11 protein-coding genes are annotated in these 12,996 nt (G+C 39.5%); all 11 read left to right on the top strand.

Annotated elements, in window-relative coordinates:
- On the top strand, positions 1-403 hold a 403-nt coding region (locus KXG62_RS33055), incomplete at its 5' end, for a hypothetical protein (RefSeq protein WP_218096270.1).
- Between the two features lie 219 nt (positions 404-622).
- Positions 623-1,342 carry a DUF4261 domain-containing protein gene (locus tag KXG62_RS33050; protein ID WP_218096269.1) on the top strand — a complete coding sequence of 240 codons (720 nt, stop codon included), beginning with the start codon at positions 623-625 and terminating at the stop codon, positions 1,340-1,342.
- Between the two features lie 1,451 nt (positions 1,343-2,793).
- A complete protein-coding gene (locus tag KXG62_RS33045; RefSeq protein WP_218096268.1) occupies positions 2,794-3,195 on the top strand; it encodes a hypothetical protein in 402 nt (133 codons plus the stop codon).
- Positions 3,196-3,448: 253 nt separating this feature from the next.
- Complete coding sequence (locus tag KXG62_RS33040; protein WP_218096267.1) at positions 3,449-3,742, top strand: barstar family protein; 294 nt, start codon at positions 3,449-3,451, stop codon at positions 3,740-3,742.
- A 264-nt stretch (positions 3,743-4,006) separates the two neighbouring features.
- Positions 4,007-4,468: a UPF0158 family protein gene (locus tag KXG62_RS33035; RefSeq protein WP_218096266.1), complete on the top strand. Its 462-nt coding sequence runs from the start codon at positions 4,007-4,009 to the stop codon at positions 4,466-4,468.
- A 236-nt stretch (positions 4,469-4,704) separates the two neighbouring features.
- Positions 4,705-5,106 carry a hypothetical protein gene (locus KXG62_RS33030; RefSeq protein ID WP_218096265.1) on the top strand — a complete coding sequence of 134 codons (402 nt, stop codon included), beginning with the start codon at positions 4,705-4,707 and terminating at the stop codon, positions 5,104-5,106.
- 1,237 nt (positions 5,107-6,343) lie between these two features.
- Entirely contained in the window at positions 6,344-7,003 is a 660-nt protein-coding gene (locus tag KXG62_RS33025; RefSeq protein ID WP_218096264.1) for a hypothetical protein, read from the top strand.
- A gap of 211 nt (positions 7,004-7,214) precedes the next feature.
- Positions 7,215-7,661: a DUF4259 domain-containing protein gene (locus KXG62_RS33020; protein WP_218096263.1), complete on the top strand. Its 447-nt coding sequence runs from the start codon at positions 7,215-7,217 to the stop codon at positions 7,659-7,661.
- 1,831 nt (positions 7,662-9,492) lie between these two features.
- Positions 9,493-10,008 (top strand): hypothetical protein, encoded by a 516-nt coding sequence (locus KXG62_RS33015; RefSeq protein ID WP_218096262.1) that lies wholly within the window; start codon positions 9,493-9,495, stop codon positions 10,006-10,008.
- Positions 10,009-10,859: 851 nt separating this feature from the next.
- Positions 10,860-11,228: an NUDIX hydrolase gene (locus KXG62_RS33010; RefSeq protein ID WP_218096261.1), complete on the top strand. Its 369-nt coding sequence runs from the start codon at positions 10,860-10,862 to the stop codon at positions 11,226-11,228.
- A gap of 1,022 nt (positions 11,229-12,250) precedes the next feature.
- A complete protein-coding gene (locus KXG62_RS33005) occupies positions 12,251-12,619 on the top strand; it encodes a hypothetical protein (RefSeq protein ID WP_246627757.1) in 369 nt (122 codons plus the stop codon).
- Positions 12,620-12,996 lie beyond the last annotated feature (377 nt).

Raw genomic sequence — 12,996 nt, 5'->3', positions numbered from 1 at the left:
GTATAGACCTTATAAGAGCTTATTAGAACAATATAATAACGAGAATTACTTGATTCTTGAAGGAAGTGGAGATTTTAATCTATATTTTGGAAGACATTTATGTCAACTTTATCATACAGCTCGTTGGAAGCTATTTCTATCCTCATCAGATATAAGAAACTCTATAAGACACTTATGTTTCAAATTATATCCGATTTTAGGAGAAGCAATATATGTCCCAGATGAATATTGTATAGATGGATTATTGAATGAAGGAAAGAGACTGGAAGATGTAAGAACGGAATTATATACTAAATTCGGAGAACCTACAGAATCATTTGAAGAACTTTTATGGAAATATGAGAATGAGAAAGTTAATTGGGGATATTATGTAGAATCATTTAAAGACATTATTTGCAAGTAGATTCAGAGATGGCATATACATCATATAACACCGTATTCACGCTGCGGTCGCTACGCTCCCTGGGTCTGCCCGAGGCATTTCGGGGAAGTGGAATCAGGCAGACAACCCTGCACTGCCTAACCGCAGTCGCGGCCGGCCCTATCGGGCCTTAAGGCAGTGAGGGTTCGTGAATACAAGAACGTTAGATGAAATCGGGGAAAAAATATGGAGGTTCAAGTAATGAATGAAAATAAAATAATCATCGGCGTTCCAGGAAAGTGGAAGAATAGGACAGATATAGTTCAAGCAATTGTAAGTTATAGTGAGGGGTATATTTTTGCAGGTCATATAATTAAAAAAATCGACTCAGATGAAGTTTTTGAACTTGATATTTACGATCATGATCCCAATCTTGTCAAAGCATTTACTTATGCATCTCAAGGAAGGTTTCCAGACGAACTCATATCAGAGATTGATAATCATACTTATACATTATACGTAATCGGTGATTCCGGTAGTATAAATGAGGTAAGAAAGATATCAAATGTAATTACAGGACTTTTAAAGAGCGGTGGAATAGCTGTAAAGATTGAAAACTCTGGGATTGCACATTCTTTTGAAGATTGGATATCTATGAATTCAGAAGAAATAAGTGAACTATTCAATTCGTTTGTTACATTTGCTAGGTCTGAAGAATTTTATTACTCCTGTGGTATGCAAGTATTTGGATTGCCGGATGCAACTATAGAAACGATAGTAAGTCCTGAAGAAGCTGGTTATGTATTGTCTAACTTCTTATATTTTATTTTGACTGAAAATCCAAAGTTAAATAATGGAGAAACTTTTAGCGTAAGCCTTGATGACACTAAATATAAACTGAATTTTACAGATTGCAATTACTTTGATAAAGACGAGCTGTTTTACAATCCTTATGGCATTTGGAATCTAAAGAAGATTTAAACATTTTGTAAGTAACTCAATGAAGTCCCCGACATCATCTAACACAGTATTCACGCGGCGGGGCTAAAGCCCCTTGGTCTGCCCGATGCAATTCGAAGATGTGGAGGCAGGCAGACAACCCTGCACCGACTAACCGCAGTCGCGGCCGGCCCATTCGGGCCTTAAGTCGGTGAGGGTTCGTGAATACAATAACGTTATGTGACATTGCCTGAATTAAAGAAGAAAAGCCCATCAGGAATGAAGATCATAGGAACCCAATTGTATAGAAGATAATTCAAGGAAGCAAAGATGAACAAAGACCCGCCTAGGGTTACGTTGAGCTGGAGCGCTCAAACGGCGGGACTTTGTTACATCACAAGCTGTACAATTGGGTTCATGATCTTAAATGATTCCTGACCGAAATCGTCTTTGTCTTTACTTCGTTTATGATTTTTTTCAATGTTTAGTCTCAGGGGTTAAGTAAGGATTGATCCGATATTAAAGGCAATAGGGATCAAAGATTGAAATGCGATTGAAGGAAGGGAAGGAGTTACCCCTCCCTTGTTACAATCGACATTTCAGCCCCTATCCGCCACCCGGGTTACAACTTGGAAGAATCGGATGTCGGATCAACCCTTAAACCCTTATATGTAAGAACATTGAAAAACTATAAAATACGAAGTAAAGACTATGAAAGACAATTTCTTGGGCTAATTCAAGGAAGAGGCAACATCACATAACACCGTATTCACGCTGCGGACCTTGCAGTCCTTGGTCTGCCCGAAGATAAATCGAGGAAGCTGTATCAGGCAGACAACCCTGCGAGCCTAAGTCCTGTCGGACCCGGCGCTACGCGCCTTAAGGCTCTCGGGTTCGTGAATACAAGAACGTTATATGCAATCGGTGCAAAGCTTAGTAAAGATTAATCAATACCATTACCAATATTTACAGGTAGTGGTATATTTGATTTAGTAGGTGCTTAGGACTACTGCATTTACTAATAAAGTACGACAAGGAATATAGAGCCGATAAACCGGTAAAGGACGAAGGACTATAAAGATCGATAAACCAGTAAAGGACGAAAAGGACTATAAAGATTGATAAACCGGTAAAGGACGATAAGGGAACGATAAGAACTATAAAGACCGATAAACTGGAAAACCAGTAAAGTAAGATAGGGACTACAAAAGATCGATAAACCTAAAGAACGACAAGAAGGAATGGATTTTGAGAGATGTTTCAAGGAAGGCCCCGGCAGCATATAACACCGTATTCACGCTACGTCGCTACGCTCCTTGGTCTGCCAGATGATAATTCAGAGAAGCGGGTTCAGGCAGACAACCCTGCGAGCCTAAGTCCTGACGGACCCGGCGCTACCGCGCCTTAAGGCTCTCGGGTTCGTGAATACAAGAACGTTAGATGAAATTGCCTAAGAACTTATAAATACAAGAATCATTTTGTGAGGGATTCGTATGTGGGTATCGATTGAAAAAATTCGTGGGTTTCCTCCAGATTTTAAAGTAAAATATAGATTTTTCTCTGTAGAAGAGGGTGGTAGAAAGCAGCTACCCCGACAAGGATATAGAAGTGATTTTGCTTTAGTAGAAGATTTTTTAAAGACACCGGTTGATTTGAGAGTAATTCATCCAGAATTCGAAGATGAGAATGGAAACATAATTATAGATGAAACAAGAGCAGTATTAGAATCAGGTATTGCTAGGATGTGGATTTTATTTCCAAATTCACGAGGAGAACGACACATTCATGATATTAAAGTAGGACTTAAAGGTTATTTTATGGAAGGTCCGAAACGTGTTGCTGAAGCCGAAATAATAGAAATTAATGGATTATATAAAAACCCTAGAACTGAATAAGATACAGAAGAATTTTTAGTGTGGTATTTCAAAGAAGATGCAACTTCAGCTAACACCGTATTCACGCTGCGGGCTTGATGGCCCTTGGTCTGCAGAGGCGATTTCTGGGAGCGGATTCAGCAGACAACCCTGCGAGCCTAAGTCCTGACGGACCCGGCGCTGCCGCGCCTTAAGGCTCTCGGATTCGTGAATACAAGAACGTTAGATGAAACGGACGAAGCGTAATAAATTTACTACAAGATCGGGGATTTGTATGAACGATCAAATTGAATACATTGAAATAGATTTAAATGCCATTAAGAACATAAGTGATTTACATAAATTACTTAAAGAAAAACTTGGATTTCCTAATTTTTACGGGATGAACTGGGATGCATTTTGGGATTCAATAATTGGATTAGTTGAAATGCCAAGAACCCTTAAATTGATAGGATGGAAAAGTCTTTTAAATACCCTACCTAGTGATTCATTGATAATGAAAGAATGTTTAGAGAAATTTAATGAACAATATCTTAATTGGAGTTGTAAAGTAGAATATCTTGATTAAAACACGAACAACCAAATAATGTTCAACATTGTGAAGGTGAATCCGAAGAAGTCGTCCACATCTTCTAACACCGTATCTACGCTGCGGGGCTAACGCCCCTGGGTCTGCCCGAGGATTTTTCGAGGAAGTGGAGCCAGGCAGACAACCCTGCACTGCCTAACCGCGTCGCGGCCGGGACTGTCGTCCCTTAAGGCAGTGAGGGTTCGTAGATACAAGAACGTTAGGCGAAAGTACGAAGAGATTATATTAATGAAGGGATCAACCATGAAAGAAAAAACATTATCAAAACTACAATTTCAAGATCTTGTTTCTGCTTTCGAAGATAACAACTTAGAGTACTCTTATTTTCTGGATGTTGAAACTGGAGAAGTTGTACCTATGAATGACTATATAGAAATTGATGATGAGTTGTCTTTGTCAATAGAAGAAGCATTTGGAGATAAGTACATAAGAGTCCCGAGACTTGAATCTTCGGAAGCTTTTGATGAGATGATTGTATTTGGACAAAGCATAAATAATGTAAAAGCTAGAAATATTGTTCTAAATTCTCTACAAGGCAAAAAAGGCGTATTTAAAAGATTTAAAAACACATTAGATAGATTTCCAGATGAGAGAAATCGGTGGTTCGATTTTAAAGAAGAAAGAAATATTAGAAGAATAATAGAAGAATTAGAATATGAAGGAATAAAGATCATTTTGAATGATGATAAAGCTTTTGAGGGTTAATTCAAGGTACCTTCGCCTAACACCGTATTCACGCTGCGGTCACTACGCTCCCTTGGTCTGCCCGAAGATAATTCGAGGAAGCGGAGTCAGGCAGACAACCCTGCACTGGCTAACCGCATCGCGGCCGGCCCTATGGGCCTTAAGCCAGTGAGGGTTCGTGAATACAAGAACGTTATAGGAAATAGCTGCAATACTTAAATAATCCGATATTAAACCGTGTTACCGAGGAGAATTGTATGGAATTTCAATTAGAAGTAGATAGTCATGTGATGGAAGAGATTGAGCCTGAGCTCAATTTTGTGATCGATTTCCTTAAGCAAATGAATGGAAGTACAAGCTCGTTTTGTACCCTAGCTTATAGTGATTATTTGTATCTACAATGTGCAGGTTCAAAATCGAAAATGACAATAGAATATAGAGAACCATATAAAGACGGATTTAAACATTTTGTAATCGGCATAAGGAGTTTTATCAAGATTAGTACGAAAGTTTCCTATAGCGGGGGAGAGATAAAGGTAAGGACTAATGAAGTCTTTAATTTTAAACAAGCAGAAGAGCTATTTAAAACCTTTTATAATGAAAGAAGAATATTGGATAAATATGTATTAAGAGAAACGACAGAAATGTTTAAAGACTAGTAAGGACTTTTTGAAAGTAAATTCAAAGACGGCAGCTACATCCTATAACACCGTATTCACGCTGCGGTCGCTACGCTCCCTTGGTCTGCCAGGAGATAGTTCGTAGATGTAATATCAGGCAGACAATCCTGCGAACCTAAGTCCTGACGGACCCGGCGCTACGCGCCTTAAGGTTCTCGGATTCGTGAATACAAGAACGTTAAGCGAAAGCACTGAAATGAATATATATTAGAAGCCTTTATCACTATCTGCTTAAGTTGGCAGTTTTCTAGAAATTAAGGGCTATACCGATCTTCAAGGGCTATAAAGGTCAAGGGCTATACAGATCAAGAGCTATATGGTCAAGGGCTACACAGGTCAAGTGCTATAAAGATCAAGAACTATACAGATCAAGGGATTATATAAGGTCAAGAGCTATATCGAGGGTTAAGTCAGAGAAGTCAGTGCCATCGCTTAACACCGTATTCACGCCGCGGCCGGCTACGCCGACCTTGGTCTGCCAGGAGATAATTCGGAGAAGTTGATCAGGCAGACAATCCTGCGAGCCTAAGTCCTGACGGACCCGGCGCTACGCGCCTTAAGGTTCTCGGATTCGTGAATACAAGAACGTTAACTGAAATCGGCTAAGAACTTGAATAATGTGGGCTGATCAAGGGAGCGTATGAATTACTCGTATTGAAAGATAATCGAGGAAACAGTATGAAAGTGTTCGTATAGAAAGTAGATCAAGGAAGCAGTATGAAGAGCTCGTATTGAAAGTAGATCGAGGAAGCAGTATGAAAGAGCTCGTATTGAAAGTAGATCGAGGAAGCAGTATGAAAGAGCTCGTATTGAAAGTAGATCGAGGAAGCAGTATGAAAGAGCTCGTATTGAATGCTGAACGATGAAGTAGTATGAAAGTGTTTGTATTGAATGCTAATCGATGAAGTAGTATGAAAGAGCTCGTATTGAATGCTAATCAACGAAGCAGATGAGAGTGCTTGTATTGAATACCGATCAGAGCAGTGAACGAAAGCAGTCTCGAAGAAGAGCCGACTTCAGTTAACACCGTATTCACGCTGCGTCGCTAACGCTCCTTGGTCTGCCAGAGGCTTTTCGAAGAAGTGGAATCAGGCAGACAATCCTGCGAGCCTAAGTCCCGACGGACCCGGCGCTACGCGCCTTAAGGCTCACGTATTCGTGAATACAAGAACGTTAGGTGAAACCGCGTTAGAAAACGAAAAACCCGAGGTGTAAGATGTTCACAAGAAGTGAATTAGAAAATATTATTGTGCAAGGATATCCTAATATAGCGGGCCTTATACCAAAACTATTTGAAGCCCTTGATGAGTATGTATGGAGATGTGAGCCTGAGGCTAACTTGCTTGCTGATTTTTTATTTTCAATAGGGAAGCCTCTAGTACCTTTTATGAAAGAAGCATTAATTTCTCAAAAATTATTTGATGTAAGACATTATCTCTTCAGTAGATTTATTTTTGAATGGCCTTTTGAATTTATCTCTGAATTAGAAGAAGAGTTGAAAACAATCTCGATTACTAATGATTATTGGAATCAATATGACTTAGATGCTATTAAAGTGCTTGTAGTTAATAGTATAGGAAATCAAATAGAGTTGTTAAATTCGTTAAGAAATAAAAAGAAAGATGCAAAGTTAGAACTTTTGAAATGCGTTGAAATTGAGCCTCAAATCATGGAAGAGTATTTTAAATTTATAGATAATTCGAGTGAACCAGTTAGTATTAATGATTTCTATCACTATTTTTATAAGGACTTTGACTCCACTAGTGAAGAGTTTCTACAACTCACTTCTTTAATAGCAAGAGCCGATTCCTATAATGACTATGTTAAATACATAAAACATATTGAGCATTTGCAGGTAGAACGCGGCATCACCTAACACCGTATTCACGCTGCGGGGGACAAGCCCCTTGGTCTGCCCGAAGATAATTCGAAGAAGCGGGATCAGGCAGACAACCCTGCGAGCCTAAGTCCTGACGGACCCGGCGCTGCCGCGCCTTAAGGCTCTCGGGTTCGTGAATACAAGAACGTTATATGAAATTCCCCCTACTTAGTGGGTCTTCGACCCAATTAAAACGGAGGTACTGAATATGGGAGCCTGGGGACATGGTTTTTTTGAGAATGATGATGTGCTAGATTGGAAAGCTGAATTATTAGAAACTAGTGGAACAGATGTAATAGAAGAAGTACTAAATGAAGTATTACTTCAAGAATATGTAGAGGGTGATATTGCAGCCCAGGCGTTAGGTGCAGCTGAAATAATTGCCGCATTAAATGGTAAAGCCGGAAAGGAAATTTTAGAAAAGAATTCATACGTTTCAGACCTAGTAGAATGGATTAGAAGCAATGAAGGAAAAGGTAAGAATTTAAAAGGAATTGCTGTAAAGGCAGTAAAAAAAATAAGAACGGAATCAGAATTAAGGGAATTATGGGAAGAGACGGATGAATATAAGGCATGGACTGAAATTGTAAAGGATTTAGAAAATAGACTTAATGATAAAAACTTCTTTAATAAACTATTTGGAAATAAAGGATGAAGATAAGTCGAAGAAGAGTAGGGGGAACATCATATAACACCGTATTCACGCAGCGGTCGCTACGCTCCCTTGGTCTGCCCGAGGCATTTCGGAGAAGTGGGAACAGGCAGACAACCCTGCGAGCCTAAGTCCTGACGGACCCGGCGCTGCCGCGCCTTAAGGCTCTCGGGTTCGTGAATACAAGAACGTTATATGTAATTGCCCCAAAGCTAAAGAAGAAAGCCCATCAGGAATCAAAATCTTGAAAACCAATGTGAGAGCGGATTCAATGAAGCAATCAGAATCAAGATTCGCCTGGAGTAGACGATGAGCATCGAGCTCATCCGGCGGGACTTTGATTCTGGAGAGGCAGTATAATGGTTTTCAAGATCGAAATGATTCCTGAACGAAATCGTCTAAAGTCTTTACCATCTTGATTTTCAATAGTCTTTAAGGGCTATAAGGGATTCATCCGATAAAACATTATAAGGGCGTAGAGGACTGGAAAATGATTGGATGAAGAGAGGAATAAGTCTCCTCCCTTGATCCAATCGAAGATTTCCAGCCTTCTCGCCACCTTAGTAGACCCCTTCGAGGTAATCGGATGAACCTATAAAACCCTATGGAAAAGACTATTGAAAATCTTGAATAAGATGGGTAAAGACTATGAAAGACGATTTCTTGTGCAGACTCGGGGGAGAAGGCAACAACATATAACACCGTATTCACGCTGCGGGCCTTACGGCCCTTGGTCTGCCCGAGGGTTTTCGAGGAAGTGGACCAGGCAGACAACCCTGCGAACCTAACCGCGTTGCGGCCGGCAGCAAGCTGCCTTAAGGTTCTCGGGTTCGTGAATACACGAACGTTAACTGAAATCTCCGAATGCTTATATTTGATAAGACAATTCAGGAAGTTAGAATAGTAGTCGCGAGTTCAAGCGAGGTAAACGTAACCCCCTTCGTCCACGCGACCTGTAAATCTAAAAAAACGTATATAGAACCTTGATTGAAACCTGAATGATTATTAGAACTTTTAAAAACCTTTTGAAATATATTGTGTAAAGACTTATTAAAGATTTGAATAAAAATTATTGAAGACCTAATGACTATTTTAAAGCATGATTAAAGAACTTGATAAAAACTTGGATAAAGACTTGATAAGACCTAAGAGACGACTGGATAATGAAGATTTTTTAAGTTTCGCTGACTAAGTCGGAGGCATCAGTTAACACCGTATTCACGCTGCGGGGCGTACGCCCCTTGGTCTGCCCGAGGTTTTTCGGAGATGTAGTATCAGGCAGACAACCCTGCGAGCCTAAGTCCTGACGGACCCGGCGCTGCCGCGCCTTAAGGCTCTCGGGTTCGTGAATACAAGAACGTTACCTGAAATAACCGCAGTATGATAAAGACTATTAAAGAAATCGCGATCTGCATATGTGTAGTTCTGGTTTCGATCTTAAAAATGACTTTGCAAAAAACGGGACAAGACGATGAAAGATTCGTAAAAACTATAAAAGATTTATCAAAACTATAAAGGCGATTTATAAATATTATAGAAACTATAAAAAGCCATAAAAGACTATACAAGACTATAAAAGACTATAAAAGACGAATTAATTAACTTGAGGGAGAAACGAAGAAGGCAGTTACTTCAGGTAACACTGTATTCACGCCGCGGGGGTCAAGCCCCCTTGGTCTGCCAGAAGATAATTCGGGGAAGTGGAGTCAGGCAGACAATCCTGCGAGCCTAAGTCCTGGCGGACCCGGCGCTATCGCGCCTTAAGGCTCTCGGATTCGCAAATACAAGAACGTTATGTGAAAGACTTGTAAACATAATAGAAAAGAGGAAAGAAATGATTCTCTCTTTAGTTATTTCATGGGAGGACTTTGATAACTACATAGATTTTAGTGAAGCGCGTCTTTTTTTCAATTCATCATTTGAAACTATGAATTCTTTTAGTGCTTGGGGCATCACTATACTAAAAGCTTCGGAATGTTATAGTTTAATAAAACAAAAGATTGATTTTAAAGATGAAGTGGACTTGTATATTTCAGGTTTAACCAAAGTAAGATTTAAAGAAATACAATCGGGAAGTATTTCAATAGCATTATACAATCAAAACGGAAATCAATTTATTAAAGATAATAAGAACGATATCATAAGAATAAGTAAACAATGGGGGAATGCGGAAGAATCAGATACTCGATGTATTGAATTTTACACCACTACAGACTGGCCATACGGATTTGGGGATCTAAAGCTGCAAGCGGCTGGTGATATTGAGTTAATAATCGAAACTGATTTTGTAATCCCTGTTCAAGAGTATATAAGGGATGGTTTTAAGTATGGGTATAAGAAGAATAAATAAGTATCGTTAGTTTTTCAAGAAGGCAAGTCCATCACATAACACCGTATTCACGCTGCGTCGCTAACGCTCCTTGGTCTGCCCGAGGCTTTTCGGAGAAGTTGTATCAGGCAGACAACCCTGCGAACCTAACCGCGTCGCGGCCGGCAGCAAGCTGCCTTAAGGTTCTCGGGTTCGTGAATACAAGAACGTTATACGCAACCCTTGCAAGATAATTTTATACAAACACTATATTTATTCAGTTCGAAGGAGCAGTATAGGCAATCACTATACTGAAGGCAATCCGAAGGAACGGTATAGAAAACACTATGTTGAAGGCAATTCAAAGTAGCAGTATAGGTAAACACTATATTGAAGGTAATTCAAAGTAGCAGTATAGGCAAACACTATGTTGAAGGCAAATCAAAGTAGCAGTATAGGTAAACACTATATTGAAGGCAAATCAAAGTAGCAGTATAGGCAAACACTATATTGAAGGCAATTCAAAGTAGCAGTATAGGCAAACACTATATTGAAGGCAATTCGAAGGAGCAGTATGAGCAAACACTATATTGAAGGCAGTCCTAAGAATGGTAAGGAAACACATTATTAAAGAACTCTTGAATGTGATCCAGGAAGGCAAGGGCAGCGTATAACACCGTATTCACGCTTCGTCGCTTTCGCTCCTCGGTCTGCCCGAAGATAATTCGGGGAAGTGGAGTCAGGCAGACAATCCTGCGAGCCTAAGTCCTGACGGACCCGGCGCTATCGCGCCTTAAGGCTCTCGGATTCGTGAATACAAGAACGTTATCTGAAAGAAACGTAATCGAATACACCTTAATAGTAAATCAAAGACCAAACAGGGAGAATATATCATGATATCTCAAGGGATCATTATCAAAGACAATAAAGTTTTGATGGTAAGGCAATATGTCGAGAGAGGAGATATTGTTTGGAATTTCCCTGGTGGCGGGATTAACAATAATGAATCACCCGAAGAAGCGTGTATTAGAGAGCTTAAAGAAGAAACTGGATATGAAGTGATGATTGAAAAACTGATAAATAAGACAGGTGAAAAATACACATATAAAGCTAAGATCATTGGAGGAGAATTAGAATTAAATAAGGAAAACCCTGATAATGATGATTTAATAGATATTGATTGGGTTTCACTAGAAGATGAAACTAGATTTGACAAGATTACAAAACCTATTATTGAAATAATTAAATGCAATAAGTGGTAGAGAATTCAAGGAAGGCGTTTCCTTCAGATAACACCGTATTCACGCTGCGGTCGCTACGCTCCCTTGGTCAGCCAGAAGATAATTCGGAGAAGTGGAATCAGGCAGACAACCCTGCGAGCCTAAGTCCTGACGGACCCAGTCGCTCCGCTCCTTTAAGGCTCTCGGGTTCGTGAATACAAGAACGTTATCTGAAATCCCTGAAGCTAATCCTATGTTGAACCCCCAACCAAACCAACTTAAAACCTATTCACAATGAAGATAAGCCTAAGAAGTAATAAGTATCAAGTTGGATTAGTTTATTGGCGAACGTCCGCCAACGTAAGTGAATCATCCAATCTTGAAACTTGAAGGGTCAGTGAATAGAGCTTGTTGGTTTGGTTGCCGCATAATTCCTTATATACTAACTGTTCTGATTGATAAAGAATTTATTGAATATAGAAGACGATTTGAAGAGCTCTTACAAATGATTTGGCTGCCCGCCAAAATCGGTTTGTTCGAGTTCTCATCGTGTAAATGAAAGAAATATTCAATAAATTGCTTTTTTATCAAACCAAAGATTTAATCAATGCAAGGAATTTATATAAGATCGGATTCAATAATAACGCAGCACAATAACATGGTATAATATGGAATGTAATTGTGCTGAAACGGATTATTGAAACCTTATATAAATTCCTTTTTAAGACATTGATTAAATCTAAGAACAGGTATTATAAGGAATTATGCTGGGGTAACTCAGGCGGGACTTCAGATAACACCGTATTCCTGCTACGGTCCGGCTACGCCGAACCTTGGTCTGCCCGAGGCATTTTCGGAGAAGAGGAATCAGGCAGACAACCCTGCGAGGCTAAGTCTTTCGACCCGGTTGCTACGCTCCCTTAAGCCTCTCGGGTTCAGGAATACAAGAACGTTATAGGAAATCAGCGCTAATTTTATAACCATTTGTATATAAGCAGCATGCTAGTTGCTGTTTTAACAAAGGAAATATTTTTCATAAGATTAATTCGTGCGGAGATGATGTCTTGAAATTAATTAAACTAATTGGAAGTAAGACAGAGGAAGATATTAGAAACCAGCTTCTAAGATCACATAAATCATTATTTCAAGATGAAGGCAGGAAGAGGATTTTATCGATTGTAAGAACTTACTTTCCAGAAATGAAGACGGCATATATTATTGCTTGGACACCTGATCAAGGTGAGGATATTATTACATTTCTTATCAATAACAATATTATTGCCGATATAGAGATCGATCGTATTGACACAAAAATTGAACCTATCATCGAGAGTAAACTTCTTAACAATAACTATATTAAAGGGCTTCGTAAAATACCACAAATTACTTTAGCAATTGCTATAGAATTAGCAAATCGAGACCTTGAGTCTTGAAAGATTTACTAAATCAGGATATAAACTAACTTTTAAGTATTTCAGTGAAGGCGCTGACATCCCATAACACCGTATTCACGCTGCGGTCGCTACGCGCCCTTGGTCTGCCGGCTGTTAATTCGAGGAAGTCGTATCAGGCAGACAATCCTGCGAGCCTAAGTCCTGGCGGACCCGGCGCTTTCGCGCCTTAAGGCTCTCGGATTCGTGAATACGAGAACGTTATAAGAAATCGGCGTAATGATGAAACAATTATAAAAACCAAAAATATTAAAAGAGCCATTCCTGTAATGAAGTAATTTGAGCTTTGAACGCAAAAAGCCCCTCTTGTATACTGGGAAACGTTCCGGCAAGAACAAAACCCACATACGAAAGAGGCG

The organism is Paenibacillus solanacearum, assembly GCF_910593845.1.
GTDB lineage: Bacteria > Bacillota > Bacilli > Paenibacillales > NBRC-103111 > Paenibacillus_G > Paenibacillus_G solanacearum.
The sequence above is the reverse complement of the archived record's forward strand: the minus strand, read 5'-3'. Positions and strand labels throughout refer to the sequence as shown.